Here is a 20,275-nt window from a genome sequence, read left to right on the forward strand (position 1 = left end):
CCCGCCATGACCAGAACCATCTTCGCCACCTTTTTCCCGCTCGCCCTGTTCGTCGCAAGCTGCGGCCCTTCGGTTGCTGGGGATACCCCGCCGTCCGCCGAAGTGAAGGACGCCTTCACCGTAACCCCGCTGGCCACGCTCAATGCGCCCTGGGCCATTGCCGTGCTGCCGGGCGGCGGCGTGCTCGTCACCGAAAAGGGTGGCACGATGAAACTCGTCGATGGCGGGGTGAAGGACGTGGCCGGAATGCCCACCGTCGATGCCGGCGGCCAGGGCGGCCTGGGTGACGTGGTGCTCGCCCCCGATTTCGCCAAGAGCGGCGCGATCTACCTCTCGTGGGTCGAAGCCGGTGAGAATGATACGCGCGGCGCGGTGATCGGGCGCGGCAAGTATGTTGGCGGCGCTGCTCCGCGCGTCGAAGGCCTCGAAGTGATCTGGCGGCAAAGCCCCAAGACCACCGGGCGCGGCCACTTTTCGCACCGCATCGCCTTCTCCCCCGATGGCAAGCTGATGTTCGTCGGCTCGGGCGAGCGGCAGAAGATGGACCCGGCGCAGGACCTGACCGGCAACCTCGGCAAGGTGCTGCGCCTGTTGCCCGACGGCAAGCCCGCGCCAGGCAACCCGTTTGCCGACAAGGGCGGCGTCAGCGCCGAAATCTGGTCCTATGGCCACCGCAACATCCTGGGCCTGGCTTTCGATCCCAAGGGCCGGCTGTGGGATATCGAGCATGGCCCCAAGGGTGGCGACGAGCTGAACCTGGTCCAGCCGGGCAAGAACTATGGCTGGCCGATCGTCTCCGAGGGCGATCACTATGACGGCAAGGACATTCCGCCGCACAGCACCCGGCCCGACATTGCCGCCCCGGCGATCACCTGGACGCCGATGATCGCGCCGGGCGACATGATCTTCTATTCGGGCAAGGCCTTCCGCGACTGGAAGGGCCAGGTGCTGGTGGCGGGCCTTGGCCCCAAGGCGCTGCTGCGGCTCAAGATCGATGGCGACAAGGCCACCGAAGTCGCCCGCTATCCGATGGACAAGCGGATCCGCGACGTGGCCGAGGCCGCCGATGGTTCGCTGCTGGTGATCGAGGATCGCGAGGGCGGCCGCCTGCTGAGGCTGACGCCGAACAAGTAAACCGTCGACAAGCGGAGCCATGCGGCTTAGGGGCGCGCGCCTATGGCTGATGGTCCCACGCTTATCCCGCTCGACAATGTCGATCCCGCGCTGGTCGAAGCGCTGCTTGATCGCGCCTTCGAGCCGGAGCGACATACCCGCACCGCCTACAAGGTGCGCGAGGGGACTGACTGGCTGCCCGCGCTGTCCTTCGCCGCGATCGATGCGGGGGAGCATCTGGTCGGGACGATCCAGTGCTGGCCGGTGGCGCTGACCGATCCGGCCGGACGGCGGCACCCGATGATCATGGTCGGCCCCGTGGCGGTCGAGCCGGAGGCGCAGGGCCAGGGCTATGGCAAGGCGCTGATGACCGCCAGCATCGCCGCCCTTTCTCCCCAGGCGCCGCTGCCGCAGGTGATGATCGGCGATCCGGAATACTATGGCCGGTTCTGGGGCTTTACCAATGCCCACACCGGCGGCTGGGACCTGCCCGGCCCGTTCGAGCGGCACCGGCTGCTGGTCCGCTGCGACAATCCGGCAATCCTGCCCGCTGAAGGCACGCTGGGGCCTTGGCGCGGCTAGGCCGATCTGGCATCGCTTAACCGATGCCCTATACGCCGCCCCCCGACCTTGCCACGCTGAGCCTCGCCGAAATCGCCAGGCTCAATGCCGAGCGCCGGCTGCCGCCGGTCGAGCAATGGAACCCCGCCACGGCGGGTGACAGCCTGATGGTGATCAAAGCCGACGGCCGCTGGTTCCACGATGGGGGAGAAATCAGGCGCCCGGCGATGGTCCGCGCCTTTGCCGGGCTGCTGCGGCGCGACGAGCAGGGCCAGCACTGGCTGGTCACGCCGTTCGAAAAGCAGTCGATCGTGGTGGACGACGCCGCCTTCATCGCCACCGATGTCGCCAGGCAGGACGGCGCGCTGGTGTTCCGCCTCAACACTGACGAGGTGGTGGTGGCCGGGCCGGAGCATCCGCTGGTGGCGCGCGGCGATGTGGAACTGCCCGCCGTCTACCTTGCGGTGCGCCACGGCTGCGAGGCGCGGATCAACCGTTCGACCTGGTTGCAACTGGTTGAGCTCGCCGATGCCGACCTGACCGTGATCAGCCAGGGCGCGCGCTTCAGCCTGGTGCCGGCATGAGCGAACTGGTGGCGCGGCTGCGCCGGCTCCATGCCGAAGGCCATGCGCGCGATGTCGAACTGCGCGACGAGGGTGGCTTTGCCGGCCGCGAGCTGAGGTCTGCCGCCGTGCTCGCGGCGATTACGGAACGCAACGACCGGCCCGGCTTCCTGCTGATCCACCGCCCGTCGAACATGCGCTCGCATCCGGGGCAGGTGGCCTTCCCCGGCGGCAAGATCGACCCCGGCGAAAGCCCGGAAGAGGCGGCCCTGCGCGAAGCGAACGAGGAACTGGGGATCAACCCCGCCGACGTTACGGTGATCGGCACCAGCGATGTCTATTGCACCGGATCGGGCTATGCGATCGTGCCGGTCGTCGCCGTGGTTCCGCCCGACCTGCCGCTAAATCCCAGCCCGACCGAGGTTGCGGCCTGGTTCGAAGCCCCGGTCGATTTCGTGTTCGATCCGGCCAACCGCACTCATCATTCCGCGTTTTGGCAGGGCCACGAACGGCGCTACATCGAGATCATGTGGCAACAACACCGTATCTGGGGCGTCACCGCCGGGATCATCGCCAACCTGTCAAAGCGGATCGCGTGGTGAGCGTGTCGCTGCCCGCTGCCGACTGGACCCGGCGCGAGGATCTGGCGCGGCTGGTGGCCGTGCTGGGGCCGGACAAGGCGCGCTATGTCGGCGGCGCGGTGCGCGATACGCTGCTGGGTATCCCGGTCAAGGATGTGGACATTGCCACGCCGCTCTTGCCGCTGAAGGTGATCGGCAAGCTGAAGGATGCCGGGATCCAGGCCGTGCCGACGGGGATCGAGCATGGCACTGTCACCGCCGTCCTGCCCGAAGGGCCGGTGGAGATCACCACGCTGCGGCACGATGTTTCCACCGACGGTCGCCGCGCGACTGTCGCCTTTGCCAACGACTGGCAGGACGATGCCGCCCGGCGCGATTTCACCATCAACGCGCTCTATGCCGATCCGGCAACGGGCGAGGTATTCGACTGGTTCGGGGGCCTCGCTGACCTCGCCGCGCGGCGGGTGCGGTTCATCGGCGATCCGCACCAGCGCATCCGCGAGGATCACTTGCGGATCCTGCGGTACTTTCGGTTCCAGGCGAGGTTTGGTAGCCAACCTGCTGATGAGCAATCAGAAAGTGCCTGTGCCGAATTGGCTGCGACGCTCAAGGGCCTGTCGCGCGAGCGGGTCGGCATGGAGATGATGAACCTGCTCGGCCTGGTCGATCCAGCCCCCACAGTGGCGCGGATGGCCGAACTGAGCGTCTTGCCGGTCGTCCTGCCCGAGGCCGACGTGGCGGCGCTGGTGGCGCTGGTTGCCGCAGAGACGCGCCAGCAGGTGCCGCCCGATGCGCTGCGCCGCCTGGCCGCGCTGCTGCCCGCCGATGTGCCGCTGGCCGAGGCTGTGGCCAGCCGGTTTCGCCTGTCCGGCGTTCAGAAAAAGCGGCTGGCCCTGGCGGCGGGGCGCGACGGGGCGCCCGGCGATCCGCGCGCGCTGGCCTATCGGCTGGGGAAAGCGGCCGCGCTCGATCGCCTGTTGCTGGGCGGGGGCGAGGTGGCTCCGCTGGCTGACTGGGCCATTCCCGTATTCCCGCTCAAGGGCGGGGATATCGTGGCACGCGGGGTCAAGGCCGGGCCGGACGTGGCGCGCACCCTGCGCGCGGTCGAAAGTGCCTGGATCGCCGCCGGGTTTGACGATGCGGCCGTGCCCGGACTGCTCGATGCCGAACTGGCGGCGCGGGGATGAGCGGGCTGGGCGCGCTCGCCGGATCGCAGCCGCTGCTGTTCGTGGCGGTGGGCGCGATCGTGCTGGCGGCGGGCGGCTGGATGCTGGAGCGCGAGCGGCCGGAACTGGCCCGCAACCTGCGGCGGCTGGGCTATCTCGGGCTGATCGCCGCGCTGTTGTTGCAGGTGGGGGTGCTGGCGCTGCAGGCCGAACGGTCCGACGCAGCGCTGGAACTCAACAGCCGCCCGGCGCTGAGCGTCAGCGGGCGCGAGACCATCGTGCCGCTGGCGAGCGACGGCCATTTCTGGATCGAGGCCGAGGTCAACGGCCAGCCGATTGCGTTCCTGGTCGATACCGGGGCGACCTTCACCGGCGTGGGGCGCGGCGATGCGGCGGCGCTTGGCATTCGCCCCGATCCGGGCCGGGCGCCGCTGGAACTGCAGACCGCCAACGGCATGATCACCGCCCGGCTGGGCCGGATCGACAGCCTGCGGTTCGGCAATATCGAGGTGCGCGGGCTGGAAGTGGCCGTGCCGCAGGAAACCGACGACGAGATCCGGGTAATCGGGATGAACCTGCTCAGCCGCCTGGGCAGCTGGCGGGTCGAGGGCGACCGGCTGATCCTGGTACCGCGTTGAGCCGCAGGGTCAGGCGACGTCGCCGATCCCCAGGTCGCTGAGCTTGCGGTAGAGGGTGGAGCGGCCGATGCCGAGGCGGCGGGCCACTTCGGTCATCCGCCCGCGATAGTGGCCGATGGCCAGGCGAATCACATCCGCCTCGATTTCTTCCAGCGGGCGCAGGTTGCCGTCGGGCGTGTAGAGGGTGACGCCGATGGCTTCGTGATGGTGTGGGGACGAATGCCCGGCATCGCTGCCCAGCATGTCGGATAGCTGAGGGAAATCCTCGGCCGTCAGCGCATCGCCATCGCAGAACACGGCTGCGCGGAACAGCACGGCCTGGAGCTGGCGGACATTGCCTGGCCAGTCATAGGCGCCCAGCAGGGCCAGCGCGCCATCGGTGATGCCCAGTTCGCGCAGGCCCGGCTGCTCGCCGATCCGGGCCAGGAAATGGCGGGACAGGGCCGGGATATCGCCGGGCCGTTCGCGCAGGGCGGGCAGGTTGACCGCCACGGGGGAGAGCAACTGGTACAGTTCGGGCAGGAAGTGCCCGGCGGCAACCATATCCTTCAGCGGCAGGTTGCTGGCGGCGATGATGCGCAGGTCGATCCGGAAGCTGTGGCGCGCGCCGATCGGGCGGACATCGCCGCGCTGAAGCGATTCGAGCAGCCGCTCCTGCACGGACGGGGGCAGGCGGTCGACCTCGTCCAATGCCAGGGTGCCGCCATCGGCGTGTTGCAGGGCCCCGACGTGCCGGTCGAAGGCTCCCGGAAAGGCGCCTTTCTCATGCCCGAACAGCGCGGATTCGACCGAGTTGGCCGGGATCGCCCCGACATTGAGCAACCGGAACGGGGCCTTCGCGCGCGGACTGGCCGCCTGCATTGCGCGAATCAGCAGCTCCTTGCCGGTCCCGCTTTCGCCCTCGATCAACACGTTGCCGTGGCCGCGGGCGGCCTTGGCGGCAATCGCCAGGGCACTGCGGAAGGTTGGCGCGGCGCCGATCATCGCGTCGAAATCAGCCGGGGCCGACATCTTTTCGGTCAGCGGCATGAGCTCGTCGCGCGGTGCCTCGCGCGTGGTCGCCATGCGCAGTGCCTGCATCAGGCGTTCGGGCGAGACGGGCTTGACCAGGTAGTCGCTGGCCCCGGCGCGCATCGCCTCGACCGCCAGCAGCGGCGAGGTTGAAGCCGTCAGCATCAGGATCGGCAAGGCGGGGCGGCGGCTCTTCAGTTCGGCGATCAGGGTGCAGGCCTCGTCGCCCGGTACCCACTGGTCAAGGATGATCGCGCCCAGCTGCATGCCCTGGCGCGTGCCCAGCGTGGCGATCGCGGTTTCCGAATCGCGCACGACCAGCGTCCGCCAGCCTTCGCGCGCGGCAAGGGCGCTGATGAGCCGGCTCTGCGCCGGTTCATCATCGATCAGCATCAGCAGGCGCTGCTCGATTTCCGCCATGATTGCCTGTTTGTCCCCACGCCTTCGTGAACCCTGACCCTAACGCGAGGGGGTAAAGACCCGATTAAGGCTGCGCATTGATCACAAATCCCTCACGAGGCCTTGAGTGCGGCGGTATGGGACGATAGACGAGGCCCAGAACGCGCCGGAAACGGCGCTCCATGCCAGTACAGGGACAGGACTATGGCTTCGGGTAACGACATGAAGGCGGCCAATTCGACTTATGAAGGCTTCATTGGCCTGGTGAAGTGGGGTTCGGTGGTGACCGCGCTGGTCACCATTCTCGTCATCTCGCTGATTTCCTGATCGCGCGGTGAGCGCCAGCCTGCGGATCGCCGTTCTCAAGGAACAGGCGAAGGGTGAAACCCGCGTCGCGGCCACCCCTGAAACGGTGAAGAAATTCATCGGCCTGGGGGCAGTCGTGGCGGTGGAGGCCGGGGCTGGCCTGTCCGCGTCGATTGCCGATGCGGACTATGCCGCAGCCGGGGCCGAAGTGGTCAAGGATGCGGCCAAGGGCGCCGACATCGTGCTGGGCGTGCAGGGCCCCGACCCCAAGGCGCTGAAAGGCGCCAATGCCGGGGCCTGGGTCGTTGCCGGCCTCGATCCGTTTGGCCAGCGCGCGCGCGTCGATGCCTATGCCAAGGGCGGCTTTGAAGCCCTGGCGATGGAATTCATGCCGCGCATCACCCGCGCTCAAAGCATGGATATCCTCTCCAGCCAGTCGAACCTGGCGGGTTACAAGGCGGTGATCGAGGCGGCGAACCTTTATGGCCGCGCCTTTCCGATGATGATGACCGCGGCGGGCACGGTTTCCGCCGCCAAGTGCTTCGTGATGGGCGTGGGTGTCGCTGGGCTCCAGGCCATCGCTACGGCGCGGCGGCTGGGCGCTCAGGTTTCCGCCACCGACGTGCGTTCCGCCACGAAGGAGCAGATCCTCTCGCTGGGCGCGAAGCCGATCTTCGTGGAAAGCGTCGCCGGGATCGAGGGCGAGGGTGCGGGTGGCTATGCCACGGAAATGTCGGAAGAATACCAGAAGGCCCAGGCCGAGCTGGTGTCCGGCCATATCGCCAAGCAGGATATCGTCATCACCACGGCGCTGATCCCGGGGCGGGCTGCGCCCCGGCTGATCTCGGACGCGCAGATTGCCAGCATGAAGCCCGGTTCGGTCATTTTCGACCTGGCCGTGGCCCAGGGCGGCAATGTCGAGGGTTCGGTGGCGGACGAGGTGGTCGAACGCCACGGGGTAAAGATCTTGGGCTATTCGAACACCCCGGCCAAGCTGCCGGCCGATGCTTCGGCCCTGTTCGCCCGCAACCTCTACAACTTCCTCTCGGCCTTCTGGGACAAGGAAGCCGGCCGGCCGGTTCTGGACGAGGAAATCGGCAACGCGATCCGCCTGACCGAGGGCGGCAAGGTGGTCAACGAGCGACTGCTGGGGTGATTGGCAGGTTGGCCTTTGCGGCAATGGCTTTCGCTGCGATGCTTGGGGCGCCGGCCAAAGCTTCAACCGCAAAATGGTTCGTTCGGCTGGAAGTCATTGCCCCGCTGGTCCTCGCCAAGGGCGAGACGGCTCCCGCCTTCAGTCTTGTTCCGCAGCGGGTGTTCCATCTCGAGGAAGACGTTGCCACGCTCGGCGCCAAGGTGATCGTCCCGCGCGGCACGCTCTTCGTCGAAGTGGGTGACAACGGCTCCGGCAAGTACTGTGCGATGGCGCGCCATCTTGGCAGCGCATTTCATTGTCTGGCCGACCGTGATGGTGACGGCTCGATCGAAGCCTATCATTATCAGCAGGTTTTCAACGAGTTCTATTTCGGATCGACCTTTGGCGAGAATGGCCTTGCCCGGTTGACCGTGCCCGCCCGGCTGCGTGAGCTCGATCCTTTAACCCAAATCGCGCCCGTCGCCATGGGCCTGCGCTATGCTGGCGGCGCGCCCGGCGGGAAAGTGCGCTTCAAGCTCTGTATCGAGGAGTCCAGCGGCGCGGCCAAATGGCGCAAGGGACTCTACAAGACCTGCCTGAACCAGGAAATTGTCGCCGAACCCGAAACCGGAAAGCTGAACCTGTTCGGCATCGAGGCGCGCGTAGCCCGCCATGACGACAAGCGGGTTTCCGTATCGATTCCAACCGACGTCCGGATCGTCCCCACGACGTTCCGGGGGACGGTTCTCTAGAAGCCGCCGCCATGCGCTCGACTCTTTCCGGTCTGCCGCGCGGGTATCGGGTCTTCGCGTCGGCCATGCCGTTGCCGGGCAGGCTGTTGATGGCGGCAACCGCGTCGTTCTCCGCGATGGTTGCGGGTGCTGGGGTAAACCCTGCCCGTGCGTTCATTGCCGGCGTGCTGGTGATCTGGCCAGGTGAGGTCTGGTCCGCCCAGAAACCCGGGACCTTTGGCTACACCGAAATGCCATGGGTGGTGACGGACCCGGCCGGCAATCTTGAGCGGGTTTCCATTGGTATCCGGCAGCCAGTCTACCTGGCCGCGCTCGTGCCCGAGCAGCCCTTTATCCTGCAGCGCAGCCTGACGGTCCGGAAAGGGCACGTCATTCCTGCCGGGACCAGCTTCGCCAAGGCGAAAGGGGCGCCGCTGACCCTGTGCGAGACGCAGCGACGGCGAGAGGCCAATTACGTCGAATGCTTCACCGATGCGGACAGCGTCGGCACCTTCACCGCCAGCTATCCAGTCAGCCTGAGCTATGCCAGCGCCATGGGTGTCTGGCGGCTGACGAACTTTGTCGGCAGGCGTTACTTCGATTCGAAGGCCCCGCTGGCCCAGCCGGTCGCCCTGTCGGATTTCTTGCCGACCGGCACATACGACGATCCGATCCGCGTCTATCTGAGCCTGGTCAAGGTCAGCGCGGACAGGTCCTCCGCGCAGCTCGAATTCTGTACGGCGAGCAAGAAGGCGGCGGGCGCCAGCTGCGCCAACCGGTTCAAGCTCGATGCGTCCCGCTTGCCGCTGAAATTTTCGACCCCGCACGGGGCGGGAGAGCTGCACGATATCCAGCCCGGTGCGGTCACGCTGTCCTTTGTGCCGGGCCTGAGCCTGGCGGGTTCCTGAGATGGCAAGCCGCGCCGGGAAAGCTCACGGGGTGAGGACACTTCGCTGCGGATTGATCCTGGCAGGCCTGGCGGGTGCATCGCAAACCGTGGCGGCGGAGCAGCCGGCCGCCACGCCGCTCAGCTACAGCGCGGAATGGCGGGTCGAGCCGCTGAGCCTTCCGGCCGGACCAATTGAGGTGAAGCGATATGAAGGCCTGCCGATCGCGGCGGCCTTTCCCGGAGCGTTTGTCTTCCTCGCCGCTGCCTTCCAGCCTTTCGCCGGCCAGGCTCCGCCACACGAGCGCGCCTTCGTACGCGAACTGACACCGCTCACCCCGCTGGTGCAGGCGAAGAGCGACCAGGCGATCTATTGCAGCCTCAGGAGCAATTACAGCTATCCCGAATTCGGGAAGAGCAGGACGGACTACATCGAGCGCCAGTTTTCCACCTGCTTCCTTGACCGCGACCGCGATGGCCGGTTCGAGGGGTTCTTCCTCCACCGCAACATCGCGGGCATCTTCGCTGGCCGGGGTGAGGGACCGGTCGCACTCCATCCGATCGAACCGCTGGCTTACGGAGCCAATGCGGAAGCGGCCAAGGCCCTGAATGAAATCCTGAAGTTCCAGATCAAGCTGGGCTTCAACGGTTGCTGGGGCAGCCCGGACAAGGCCCGCTGCGAAGGGATCGGGGTCAGCCTTGGCGCCGTCATGCACAGCAGCGCGATTGGCGGGGGTAGCCATGACCATGTCTTCAAGGGCGATCTGAACCAGACCGAATTCAGGCGCTGGGGCGTCCGCTTTCGGCTGACCGGCGACAAGCTGCGCCTGTGGCGGATGCAGCTGGTCGTGCTGGAAGGCGCGCGGACCGGGACGTTCAACCTGACCGAGGAGTTCTGAGGTGAGCCCGAACTCCCGTGCGGTGCGCAAGGCGATGCGGTGGGCTGGCGGCGGGCATGTTGCCCTTGCGCTCTTCGGGGCCTCTGCGGCCCTCGCCGAACAGCGCCCCGGCGATTTGTCGATGCATCCGGTCTGGGTGGCCATGGCCCCCAACAAGACCGACGAAACGGTCGTGCTGCAGAGCCGGTCCTACATCTCGTTGTTCAAGGTGCGCCCGAAAGAGGCCTATGCCGCGCTCGATCCGGGGATGACAAAGCCGAAGAAGGTGCTGCTGCCCGCCGGCACCCAGCTGATGCGGGCGCCGGGGCCACAGTTCATCGCCTGCGAGATCGTGCGCAAGCCCGGCAACGAGCGGCTGACCTGCCTGCGCGATGACAACACCGATGGCGTCTTTGACACTGTCACCCGCATCCCGGCCCACGGCAATTACTTCATCTTCCCGATCCAGGCCTGGCCCTGGCCGTTCAAGTACGAGCCGCTGCACCAGCCCGTGCGCTATCGCGAGCTTGATGAAGCGGCCGAGTTTCGCCCGGTCGAGTTCATCCTGCGCTATTCGCACCTGGGCGACTGGGGCCTGATCGACTTCTGTTTCGAACCGTTCCGCCGCAAGGAAAGCTGGGGATTCCCGCACCTGGTCGATGCCTGCCTGGTATCGACCCTGCGGCCCAAATATGCCGAGCTGCCAAAATCGCTCGCCATGCACGGTTTCAGGGTTTCCGCATTGTCGTTCGATCCGCTATCCAGGGCGATGACGGTTAGGGTTCAGCGGCGACCCGAAGAGTACCAGGTGACCTTCGGCTTCACCGACGAGAAGGCAGAATAAGGGGCAGACTGAGCAAATGGACTTCATCTCGATCCTCTCGATCTTCGTCATGGCCTGCTTCGTGGGCTATTACGTGGTGTGGTCGGTAACCCCGGCGTTGCACACGCCGCTGATGGCGGTGACCAACGCGATTTCCTCGGTGATCGTGGTCGGCGCGCTGATCGCTTCGGCGGCAGCGGGTAGCCCGGTGGCCAAGTGGCTCGGCCTGCTCGCGGTGGTGCTGGCCAGCGTCAACATCTTCGGCGGCTTTGCCGTGACCGAGCGCATGCTGGCGATGTACAAGAAGAAGGAGAAGAAGTGATGGACTTCACGCTCCTTTCCGCTGCTGCCAGCGGTCTTGCCGCCAGCCCCTGGGTGGCGCTGGCCTATCTCGTTTCGGGCGTGCTGTTCATCCTGGCGCTGCGCGGGCTGTCCAGCCCCAGCACCAGCCGTGCGGGCAACCGCTATGGCATGATCGGGATGACCATTGCGGTCGTCACCACGCTGGTCACGCATGACATTGCCAGCCTGCCGGAAATCCTTGGTGCGCTGGCGCTGGGCGGGGTGATCGGCTTCGTCATCGCCCGCAAGATCGCCATGACCGACATGCCGCAGCTGGTTGCGGCGTTCCACTCGTTGGTCGGCCTTGCCGCCGTGCTGGTCGGCTGGGCGGCCTATCTCAACCCGGAGGCCTTCGGGATTGTCGGGCCGGATGGCGCGATCCATGCCGTTTCGCGGCTCGAACTGGGCCTGGGTATTGCCATTGGGGCGATCACCTTCTCCGGTTCGGTCATCGCCTTCCTCAAGCTCGCCGGCAAGATGAGCGGCGCGCCGATCCTGCTGCCCGCGCGGCACGTGATCAACCTGGGGACCCTGCTGGCGATCCTGGGCCTGACCGGCTTCTTCATGACCGACCAGAGCCTGTGGGTGATCGTGACGATCACCGCGCTGTCGTTCCTGATCGGCTTCCTGCTGATCATCCCGATCGGCGGGGCGGACATGCCGGTCGTGGTCTCGATGCTCAATTCCTATTCGGGCTGGGCCGCGGCGGCGATGGGCTTCACCCTGTCCAACACCGCGATGATCATTACCGGGGCGCTGGTCGGCTCGTCGGGCGCGATCCTGTCCTACATCATGTGCAAGGCGATGAACCGCGGCTTCCTCAGCGTGATTGCCGGTGGTTTCGGGGCCGAGGCCAGCGCGGGCGGCGGCGAGATGCGCGAACAGCGCCCGTGGAAGCGCGGCAGCGCCGAAGACGCGGCCTATATGCTGAGCGAGGCCGAGAAGGTCATCATCATCCCGGGCTATGGCATGGCCGTCTCGCAGGCCCAGCACGCGCTGCGCGAAATGGCTGACCTGCTGAAAGCCAAGGGTGTCGAGGTGAAGTACGCAATCCACCCGGTCGCGGGCCGCATGCCCGGGCACATGAACGTGCTGCTGGCCGAAGCCAATGTCCCCTATGACGAGGTGTTCGAGCTGGAAGACATCAACAGCGAGTTCGCCACAGCTGACGTGGCCTTCATCATCGGCGCCAACGACGTGGTCAATCCGGCGGCCAAGACCGACAAGTCCAGCCCGATCTATGGGATGCCGGTGTTCGATGTCGACAAGGCCAAGCAGGTCTTCTTCATCAAGCGCTCGATGGGCGGGGTGGGCTATGCCGGGGTCGACAACGACGTGTTCTACATGGACCAGACCCTGATGCTGCTGGCCGATGCCAAGAAGATGGTTGAGGACATCAACAAGGGGCTGGCGCACTAATAGCCAATCGCTCCCAAGACCCGTTCGCCCTGAGCTTGTCGAAGGGCCATCCCTGGTCTTGGGGCCTGGTGCATATCGCAAGGGAAAGAACGGTGCTTCGACAAGCTCAGCACGAACGGATTTTGCTTGGTGGTCTGATAATAGCTTTGGTCGCCGCCTGCTCGCCCTCCAAGCTGGCCTATGGCCAGGTCAAGAGCGCGATGATGGATGCCGGGCTGTCCGAAGCCAATTCGGCCTGCATGGCCGAGCGGATGACCGACCGGCTGACCCTGTCGCAGCTCAACAAGCTCAAGCAGTTAAAGGGTGAGAAGCGGGGCCTGATGGACTACGTGGCCGCCGTGCGCCGGGTTGGCGATACCGAGGCGATCGAGGTGACGGCCACGTCTGCCGCGCTTTGTGCCAGCGGGCTGGCGCGGGAAAAGCGGTATTGATCCTGCCGGCCGCGGATTGACTTGGCGAAAAGTCAGGTCACACTCCGCGCCATGAGGATGCCAACAATGCTGATCGCAGCGGCCACGGCGCTTGCCCTGGTTGCCCCTGCCTATGCCAAGGTGATCCAGGTCGCCCCGGGCGAAAATGCCCAGACGCGGCTGCAAGAGGCGCTGATCCTGGCCGAGCCGGGCGACGTGGTCGAACTGGGGGCAGGGCGCTTCGTGCTGACCGATGGCCTGTCGCTCGACGTCAAGGGCGTGACGCTGCGCGGCGCGGGCATGGAGGCGACCGTGCTCGACTTCACCGGCCAGAAGGGCTCGGGCGAGGGGCTGCTGGTCACGTCCGACGAGGTCACCCTGCGCGATTTCGCGGTCGAGAACACCAAGGGCGACGGGATCAAGAGCAAAGGTGCGGACAACATCGTCTATTACCGCGTCCGCGTGACCTGGACCGGCGGGGCCAAGACCACCAATGGCGCCTATGGCATCTACCCGGTCGAAAGCACCGGGGTGCTGATCGATGGCTGCAAGGTTTCGGGCGCATCCGACGCCGGGATCTATGTCGGCCAGTCGAAGGATATCACGGTCCGCTATTCGCTGGCCGAATTCAACGTGGCCGGGATCGAGATCGAGAACAGCCGCAATGCCATCGTCCATGGCAATCTGGCGACCCGCAACACCGGCGGGATTCTGGTGTTCGATCTACCCAACCTGCCTGTGATGGGCGGGGGCAACACCGTGGTCGAGAACAACCTGGTGATCGATAACGATACGCCGAACTTTGCGCCCAAAGGCAATATCGTGGCGGGCGTGCCGCGTGGCACCGGGGTAATGGTCATGGCCAACGAGACCGTGGTGGTGCGCGGCAATACCCTGGCCAACAATCCCACCGCCCAGATCATGGTGCTGGCCTATCCCAACGCCTTCGACGATCAGCGGTACAATCCCTATCCGCGCCGGATCGTGATCGGAGCGAACACCATCATCGGCGGGGGCTACGATCCGCAATTGCCCGGCGGGGATCAGCTGAAGGCGGCATTCGGCGGTGCCCTGCCGCCACTGCTGTGGGATGGGCTGGGCGGGACCGGCGCGATCGTGGCGGGCCAGAAGATCGCCGGCCTGTCGCTCAATCTCCCGGCCCAGGGGGTCAGCCCGGATCAGGCCCGGCCCGCGCCGTTCGAACTGGCCCCGGCCGCCATCCTGCCGATAGCTGACGGGGTGGGCGCGCCCGCCGCACTGGAAGCCCGGATCGCGCGGTGAGGTTGTTGCTGGGGGCAGCACTGCTGGCGGGAGCAGCGGTCGCGGTCGCTACGCCGCAGCGCCAATCGGTCAACGATACGGCCATTACGGCGGCGGGTTTTCCTGCCACGCTGGGCGAGTACCGCTTCTTCGCCGATGGCGCGGCGCAGCGTCCGGCTGCTGGCGTGACTCCCTATCGCGTCCAGACCCCGCTGTGGTCGGATGGCGCGGACAAGCTGCGGTTCGTCTATCTGCCGGCCGGGACCCAGGCCAAGGCGCAAGGCGAAGGTCTGCTCGACCTGCCGGTCGGCGCTGCCCTCATCAAGACCTTCAAGCTGGAAGGCCGCCTGATCGAGACCCGCGTGCTGCTGCACCGCGCCGATGGCTGGGTGGCGCTGCCCTATCAGTGGAATCGCGAACAGACCGAGGCGCGACTGGTGCTGGGCGGGGCACGGCTTGACCTGACGACCCCGCAGGGCGCGCGGATATCCTATGCCGTGCCCAACAAGAACCAGTGCAAGGAATGCCACCAGCAGAAGGATGCCGTGGTGCCGCTTGGCCCCAAGGCCCGCAATCTGGCGGCCGGGTGGCTGGTCAGCTGGCACAAGGCCGGCAAGCTCGATCAGGTGCCGGCCGTGGCCGCGCGCGTGCCGCTTTGGGAAGAGCGGGCGAAACTGCCAGCTGCTCCGGTCGCCCGGGGCTGGCTTGATGCCAATTGCGCCCATTGCCACAATCCGGCGGGATCGGCCTCGAATTCGGGGCTGGACCTGCGCTGGGAGCAGGGTGACCCGGTCAAAGTGGGGATCATGAAGCGGCCGGTCGCGGCCGGGCGTGGTTCGGGCGGGCTGGAATATGACGTGCTGCCGGGCCACCCGGACAAGTCGATCATGATCTATCGCATGGGCAGCCTTGAGGGCGGGATTTCGATGCCCGAACTGGGGCGCTCGACGGTCGATCCCGCTGGGCAGGCCGCCGTGGCGCGCTGGATCGGGGAGATGAAGCAATGAAACGTCTTGGCAAGTGGCTGGCTGTGATCCTCCTGGTCTTGGTGGGCGCGTTCCTGCTGCTGCGAACGCCCGATACCGATCCGGCGGCGATGCGGGCCAAGTATGGCGCACCGCCCTCGCAATTCGTCGACCTGGGCGGTGGGCTGACCGTGCATCTGCGGGATGAAGGACCCAAGAACGATCGGGGCGACGCGCCGGTGCTGGTCCTGCTGCACGGCTCCAACGCCGATCTCCATACCTGGGATGCCTGGGCGCGGGCCTTGTCGGGCCAGTTCCGCGTGATCCGCTATGACCAGATCGGCCATGGCCTGACCGGGCCCAACCCGGCTGGGGGCCATTCGCAGGATGCCATGGTGGCCGTGCTGGAGCGGCTGCGGATCAAGCTGGGGCTGGACCGCTTTGCCCTGGCCGGGAACTCGATGGGGGGCGGCCTCGCCGCGCGCTATGCCAGTGCCTATCCACAGCAGGTTTCGGCGCTGATCCTGGTCGATGCAGCGGGGGCGCCGCGCAAGGCCGGGGGCGGGCGCGGCAATATCGGTTTCACCCTGGCGGCCACGCCGGGGATCAACGCCCTGGCCCGCTCGATCACCCCGCGCAGCCTGGTGGAGCGCAGCCTCAGCCAGTCGGTCAGCAACCAGGCCGTGGTCACTCCGGCGGCGGTTGACCGCTATTGGGAACTGCTGCGCTATCCCGGCAACCGCGCCGCGACGCTGGAGCGGTTCACCAGCCAGCGCCGCGCCTTTACCCCCGCCGAACTCGCGCGGATCACCGCGCCCACCCTGATCATCTGGGGGGAGGAGGACCGGCTCATCCCGGTCAGTGACACGCGGTTCTTTGCCGATGGCATCAAGAATGCGCGGGTGAAGGTCTATACCGGCATAGGTCACCTGCCGCACGAGGAGGCTGCCGCGGAAACGGCCAATGAAGTCCGCGCCTTCCTCAGCCCACAGGGCTGACCGGGCCGCGCTGGACCTTGGCGCGCCGCTTGGGTAAGGGCGCAAGCAACAGGGGCAGCCTGGTCCGACAGGGGGCTTCCACGGAGAAAATGCTTGCGCAAGATCGGTTTGATCGGCGGGATGAGCTGGTACTCGACCCGCACTTACTATGAGCACATCAATCGCCTGGTCCAGGCCCGCCTCGGGCCGGGATCGAGCGCGTCGATGGTGATCGAAAGCCTCGACTTTGCGCAGCTGTCGCGGCTTTCGAGCGCCGAGGAATGGGCCCGTGCCGCCAAGGTGCTGGCCGGTGCCGCCAAGCGGCTGGAAAAGGCCGGGGCCACGGCGATCCTGATCGGTGCCAATTCGATGCACAAGGTCTATGCCGAGGTGGCCTCGGCGGTCGACGTGCCGATCATCCACATCGCCGAATGCGTGGCGGAGCGGATGGCCGGGGCCGGGGTGAAGAAGGCCGCGCTGATCGGCACCCGCAACGTCATGCTGGAAAGCTTCTATCGCCAGAAGCTGATCGCCCGCGATATCGAACTGCTGCCGCCCGAACTGCCCTTCGTCGAAACGCTGGACCGGATCATTTACGACGAACTGCTGCTGGGAAAGGTCACCCGCCAGGCCGAGCGCGAACTGAAGACGATCCTGACCAACCTGGAACAGGACGGGGCCGAAGCCGTGGTGCTGGGCTGCACCGAGCTGGAAATGGTCGTCGATGTCGATGCCAATGTCCTGCCGATCTACGATTGCACCCGCATCCATGCCGAGGCGGCGGTCGACTGGATGCTGGCGGACGCGTGAGAGCACCCTACGCCTCTGATCCCGACCGGTCGCGCGGGCGCGAGTTTCCGCTCGAGGCGGCGCTTGCGCGCGGTCCGCGTTCCGCTTTCCAGCGCGACCGCGATCGGATCGTCCATTCGATCGCCTTCCGCCGGCTGCGCCACAAGACCCAGGTGTTCATCGCCCCCGATGGCGATCATTACCGGGTCCGGCTGACTCACAGCCTGGAAGTGGCGCAGATCGGCCGGGTCATCGCCCGCGCGCTTGGCCTGGACGAGGACCTGACCGAGGCGCTGTGCCTGGCCCACGACATCGGCCATCCGCCGTTCGGCCATGCGGGTGAGGATGCGCTCAACGCCGCGCTGGAGCGCCACGGCGGCTTCGATCACAATGCCCAGGCGCTGCGCACGCTGATGCGGATCGAAAGCCCATACTGCGAGCACGATGGCCTGAACCTGTCGTGGGAAGTGCTGGAAGGCATGGCGAAGCACAACGGCCCGGTCGGCATGGTCAACTGGGCGCTGGCGGAACTGGATGCGGCCTATCCGCTTGACCTCACGAACTGGCCCTCGCTCGAGGCGCAGGTTGCCGCGCTGGCTGACGATATCGCTTATGACAACCACGATATCGACGATGGCCTGCGCGCCGGGTTCCTGCAGCTGGACGAGCTGCTGACGCTCGATTTCGTGAACGACCAATGGCGCGCGATCGAACGCAAGTTTCCCGGCGCGCCGATCGACCGGCGCCTGCGCGAACTGGTCCGCAGCCAGATCGGCTGGATGGTCAACGACCTGATCGCCGAGACGGGCGAGCGGGTGAAGGGGATGGGCGGCCCGGACGAGGTGCGCGGAGCTGAGCGGGCTACCGCTGCCTTTTCGAGCGAACTGGCGAGGCAGGAACGCACACTGAAGCGGTTCATGTACGAAAAGCTCTATCACCACCCCCAGCAGTTGCAGACGGCCGAGCGCGCGCGCGCGGTGACAGCCGAGCTTTATGCTGCCTATGCGCAGGATCCTTCGCTGATGGCCGATGACTGGGCCGGACGCCTGCCGCCGCATGAGCCGCATTACAGCCGCCACATCGCCGATTACATCGCCGGCATGACCGATCGTTTTGCCATCGCCGCCCATGCCGCGATCTATGGCCGCACGCCCGAGGGTTTGAGGAATGTCTAAGGTTACCCGCATTGCCCTGGTCGGCGCTTCCGGCCTGGTCGGGCTAAGCCTGATCCGCCTGGCAGTGGGCCGCAGCGATATCCGCATCGTTGCCGTGGCCCGGCGCGAGATTCCCTTGCCCACCGGCGCGCGGATGGAAGTCCTGGTCGCCCCGCCCGAGAACTGGGGCGATGCCATTGCCGCAACCAATGCCGATGTCCTGGCCTGTGCGCTGGGCACGACCTGGAAGAAGGCCGATCGCAATGAAACCGCGTTCCGCGCGGTCGATCAGCACCTGGTGCTGGCCTGCGCCAAGGCCGCCAAGGAAGCCGGGATGCGGCAGATGATCGCCGTGTCCTCGGTCGGGGCCGATGCCATGGCCAAGAACTTCTACCTCAAGGTCAAGGGCGAGACCGAACAGGCGCTCGGCCGGGTCGGCATTCCGCGGCTTGATGTGCTGCGTCCCGGCCTGCTGCGCGGCCCGCGCGAGGAAATGCGTCCGGCCGAACTGGCGGGGCGGATCCTCAGCCCGGTGGCGGACCTGCTGTTGCAGGGCAAGTACAGCAAGTATCGCTCGATCAGGGCGGAAACGGTGGCGCGGGCGATCGTTGGCCTGACCAAGGAAAAGGCCGCCGGGCGCTTTGTCTTCGAGCATGAGGCGATCCTGCGGGCGGCACGCAGGGCCGATTGAGCCGCCCGCCGGGGGAGGACCCAAGGGCCGGGATTGACTCACGCCGCGCCGCCCGCCATCGCCCACAGCATCGCTGACCGCGCGGGAGAGTTCCGGCGATTCGCGGTTCCTTTGCTTGAAGGGCCCGTTTCGCTGGACGCCGAAGGAGCAACCGCCCCGGAATCTCTCAGGCACCAGGGACCGCGTGGGTCGATAGCGATGCTCTGGAAAGTGTCCTGCACCAGCAGGGCCGCCGAAGGGGTAACCCGGTCTTAGGCTGGGGAAAGCTCTCAGGTTTCCGTGACAGAGGGGGCACCGGTTTTGGTGCATTCTGTGCGGGGATTTGCTGTGGGCGACGTCCAAACAACCAATGATGACGAAGCGGTTGAGCCCAAAGTGCTCACCCTGCCGCTCGATGCCTGGCACCGCGCGAAGGGCGGCCGGATGGTCGAATTCGCGGGCTACTGGATGCCGGTCCAGTATGAGGGGATTATCGCCGAACACCTCTGGACGCGGGAAAGCGCCGGCCTGTTCGATGTCAGCCACATGGGGCAGCTGTTCATTTCGGGAGAGGGGGTTGAGGCGGCGCTGGAAGCCGTGCTGCCGATCGACCTGTCAACGCTGAAGCCCTATGGGCCGCGCTATTCGCTGCTGCTCGACGAGAACGGCGGCGTGCTGGACGACCTGATGGTCACGCGCTGGAACAGCGGTTTCTACCTCGTCGTGAACGGTGCGACCAAGTGGGACGACATCGGCCACCTGCGCGAGCATCTGCCCGACGAGGTGACGATCAACCACCTCGATGACAGCGCTCTGCTGGCGCTGCAGGGCCCCAAGGCCTTTGCCGCGCTCGAACGGGTCGTTACCGGCGAATATCCGCTGTCCGCGCTGACCTTCATGAAGGGCGGCCAGTTCAGGATCGATGGCGTTGAGGCCTGGATCAGCCGGTCGGGTTACACCGGTGAGGACGGGTTTGAAATCTCGATCCCTGCGGCCGATGCGGAACGGGTTGCCGATCTGATCTGCGCCCAGCCGGAAGTGAAGCCCATCGGCCTTGGCGCACGGGATTCGCTGCGGCTTGAAGCTGGGCTGCCGCTCTACGGTCACGATCTTTCGCCCGACACCAGCCCGGTCGAGGCCGGCCTGCTGTTCGGGATCAACAAGCGCCGCCGCAGTGAAGGTGGCTTCCCCGGAGCCGAGCGGATCCTGCGCGAAATTGCCGAGGGTACCGCCCGCAAGTGGGTTGGCCTGGTCCTCGAAGGTCGCCAGGCCGCGCGTGACGGCGCGACAGTCCACCTTGGCGCCGAGCAGGTTGGAGTGGTGACTTCGGGCGGATTCTCGCCCAGTCGCCAGCAGCCGATCGCCATGGCCTATGTCGCCAGCGCCCATGCCGCGCCCGGCACCAAGCTCGAGATCGACGTGCGCGGCAAGCGCCTGCCCGCCGAGGTCGTTCCCACCCCCTTCGTTCCCCATCGCTACTACCGAGGAGCCTGACGCC

Annotated in this window: 23 protein-coding genes and 2 riboswitches; of the genes, 22 read left to right on the top strand and 1 reads right to left on the bottom strand. The window is 66.5% G+C overall.

The annotated features are described in order from the left end of the window. The first annotated feature begins 6 nt into the window (after positions 1-6). From O9281_RS02300 to O9281_RS02325, 6 genes are read left to right on the top strand one after another with little or no spacing between them, the layout of a single operon-like run. The gene (locus O9281_RS02300; RefSeq protein WP_298182311.1) at positions 7-1,134 is read left to right on the top strand and encodes a PQQ-dependent sugar dehydrogenase; all 1,128 of its coding nucleotides are present in this window, start codon (positions 7-9) and stop codon (positions 1,132-1,134) included. Positions 1,135-1,176: 42 nt separating this feature from the next. Beyond that, entirely contained in the window at positions 1,177-1,695 is a 519-nt protein-coding gene (locus tag O9281_RS02305) for a GNAT family N-acetyltransferase (RefSeq protein WP_298182313.1), read from the top strand. Between the two features lie 23 nt (positions 1,696-1,718). Beyond that, positions 1,719-2,258: a DUF1285 domain-containing protein gene (locus O9281_RS02310; protein WP_298182315.1), complete on the top strand. Its 540-nt coding sequence runs from the start codon at positions 1,719-1,721 to the stop codon at positions 2,256-2,258. Then, positions 2,255-2,839, top strand: coding sequence for a CoA pyrophosphatase (locus O9281_RS02315; RefSeq protein ID WP_298182317.1), 585 nt, complete (start codon positions 2,255-2,257; stop codon positions 2,837-2,839). The genes O9281_RS02310 and O9281_RS02315 overlap by 4 nt, the downstream gene beginning before the upstream one ends. After that, positions 2,836-4,005: a CCA tRNA nucleotidyltransferase gene (locus O9281_RS02320; protein ID WP_298182319.1), complete on the top strand. Its 1,170-nt coding sequence runs from the start codon at positions 2,836-2,838 to the stop codon at positions 4,003-4,005. Before O9281_RS02315 ends, O9281_RS02320 begins: the two co-directional genes overlap by 4 nt. Next, positions 4,002-4,622 carry a TIGR02281 family clan AA aspartic protease gene (locus tag O9281_RS02325; protein WP_298182320.1) on the top strand — a complete coding sequence of 207 codons (621 nt, stop codon included), beginning with the start codon at positions 4,002-4,004 and terminating at the stop codon, positions 4,620-4,622. The genes O9281_RS02320 and O9281_RS02325 overlap by 4 nt, the downstream gene beginning before the upstream one ends. Before the next feature lie 9 nt (positions 4,623-4,631). On the opposite strand, the gene O9281_RS02330 is transcribed toward O9281_RS02325, so the two are convergent. Further along, positions 4,632-6,053 carry a sigma-54 dependent transcriptional regulator gene (locus O9281_RS02330; RefSeq protein ID WP_298182322.1) on the bottom strand — a complete coding sequence of 474 codons (1,422 nt, stop codon included), beginning with the start codon at positions 6,051-6,053 and terminating at the stop codon, positions 4,632-4,634. A gap of 183 nt (positions 6,054-6,236) precedes the next feature. Here O9281_RS02330 and O9281_RS02335 point away from each other — a divergent pair, with 183 nt between their 5' ends. The 16 genes from O9281_RS02335 to gcvT all read left to right on the top strand — a co-directional run bounded on the left by O9281_RS02335 (position 6,237) and on the right by gcvT (position 20,271). Further along, complete coding sequence (locus tag O9281_RS02335) at positions 6,237-6,359, top strand: aa3-type cytochrome c oxidase subunit IV (RefSeq protein ID WP_298182324.1); 123 nt, start codon at positions 6,237-6,239, stop codon at positions 6,357-6,359. Between the two features lie 19 nt (positions 6,360-6,378). After that, positions 6,379-7,494, top strand: a complete 1,116-nt coding sequence (locus O9281_RS02340) for an NAD(P) transhydrogenase subunit alpha (protein WP_298182594.1) — start codon at positions 6,379-6,381, stop codon at positions 7,492-7,494. A 23-nt stretch (positions 7,495-7,517) separates the two neighbouring features. Further along, positions 7,518-8,225, top strand: a complete 708-nt coding sequence (locus O9281_RS02345; RefSeq protein WP_298182326.1) for a hypothetical protein — start codon at positions 7,518-7,520, stop codon at positions 8,223-8,225. 11 nt (positions 8,226-8,236) lie between these two features. Further along, on the top strand, positions 8,237-9,112 hold the full coding sequence (locus O9281_RS02350) for a hypothetical protein (RefSeq protein ID WP_298182328.1): 876 nt from the start codon (positions 8,237-8,239) through the stop codon (positions 9,110-9,112). 88 nt (positions 9,113-9,200) lie between these two features. Next, positions 9,201-9,989 carry a hypothetical protein gene (locus tag O9281_RS02355; RefSeq protein WP_298182330.1) on the top strand — a complete coding sequence of 263 codons (789 nt, stop codon included), beginning with the start codon at positions 9,201-9,203 and terminating at the stop codon, positions 9,987-9,989. Position 9,990: 1 nt separating this feature from the next. Next, positions 9,991-10,812 (top strand): hypothetical protein, encoded by an 822-nt coding sequence (locus O9281_RS02360; protein ID WP_298182332.1) that lies wholly within the window; start codon positions 9,991-9,993, stop codon positions 10,810-10,812. A gap of 16 nt (positions 10,813-10,828) precedes the next feature. Beyond that, on the top strand, positions 10,829-11,113 hold the full coding sequence (locus O9281_RS02365; protein WP_298182333.1) for an NAD(P) transhydrogenase subunit alpha: 285 nt from the start codon (positions 10,829-10,831) through the stop codon (positions 11,111-11,113). Beyond that, positions 11,113-12,552, top strand: a complete 1,440-nt coding sequence (locus O9281_RS02370) for an NAD(P)(+) transhydrogenase (Re/Si-specific) subunit beta (protein ID WP_298182335.1) — start codon at positions 11,113-11,115, stop codon at positions 12,550-12,552. The genes O9281_RS02365 and O9281_RS02370 overlap by 1 nt, the downstream gene beginning before the upstream one ends. Positions 12,553-12,698: 146 nt before the next feature. Next, positions 12,699-12,983, top strand: a complete 285-nt coding sequence (locus tag O9281_RS02375; protein WP_298182337.1) for a hypothetical protein — start codon at positions 12,699-12,701, stop codon at positions 12,981-12,983. Positions 12,984-13,049: 66 nt separating this feature from the next. Continuing rightward, positions 13,050-14,243, top strand: coding sequence for a parallel beta-helix domain-containing protein (locus O9281_RS02380; RefSeq protein ID WP_298182339.1), 1,194 nt, complete (start codon positions 13,050-13,052; stop codon positions 14,241-14,243). Further along, positions 14,240-15,229, top strand: a complete 990-nt coding sequence (locus O9281_RS02385; RefSeq protein ID WP_298182341.1) for an SO2930 family diheme c-type cytochrome — start codon at positions 14,240-14,242, stop codon at positions 15,227-15,229. The genes O9281_RS02380 and O9281_RS02385 overlap by 4 nt, the downstream gene beginning before the upstream one ends. After that, the gene (locus O9281_RS02390) at positions 15,226-16,185 is read left to right on the top strand and encodes an alpha/beta hydrolase (RefSeq protein ID WP_298182343.1); all 960 of its coding nucleotides are present in this window, start codon (positions 15,226-15,228) and stop codon (positions 16,183-16,185) included. Before O9281_RS02385 ends, O9281_RS02390 begins: the two co-directional genes overlap by 4 nt. Before the next feature lie 93 nt (positions 16,186-16,278). Continuing rightward, on the top strand, positions 16,279-16,974 hold the full coding sequence (locus tag O9281_RS02395) for an amino acid racemase (RefSeq protein WP_298182345.1): 696 nt from the start codon (positions 16,279-16,281) through the stop codon (positions 16,972-16,974). After that, positions 16,971-18,128 (top strand): deoxyguanosinetriphosphate triphosphohydrolase, encoded by a 1,158-nt coding sequence (locus O9281_RS02400; protein WP_298182347.1) that lies wholly within the window; start codon positions 16,971-16,973, stop codon positions 18,126-18,128. Before O9281_RS02395 ends, O9281_RS02400 begins: the two co-directional genes overlap by 4 nt. Continuing rightward, entirely contained in the window at positions 18,121-18,798 is a 678-nt protein-coding gene (locus O9281_RS02405; RefSeq protein ID WP_298182349.1) for an NAD(P)H-binding protein, read from the top strand. Before O9281_RS02400 ends, O9281_RS02405 begins: the two co-directional genes overlap by 8 nt. 72 nt (positions 18,799-18,870) lie before the next feature. Next, a riboswitch (glycine riboswitch) is annotated at positions 18,871-18,991 on the top strand. Continuing rightward, positions 18,992-19,094, top strand: a riboswitch (glycine riboswitch). A 31-nt stretch (positions 19,095-19,125) separates the two neighbouring features. Beyond that, positions 19,126-20,271 (top strand): glycine cleavage system aminomethyltransferase GcvT, encoded by a 1,146-nt coding sequence (gcvT, locus tag O9281_RS02410; protein WP_298182350.1) that lies wholly within the window; start codon positions 19,126-19,128, stop codon positions 20,269-20,271. Positions 20,272-20,275 lie beyond the last annotated feature (4 nt).

Origin of the sequence: Novosphingobium sp. (assembly GCF_027531025.1) — a bacterium.
In the GTDB taxonomy this organism is placed as follows: Bacteria; Pseudomonadota; Alphaproteobacteria; order Sphingomonadales; family Sphingomonadaceae; genus Novosphingobium.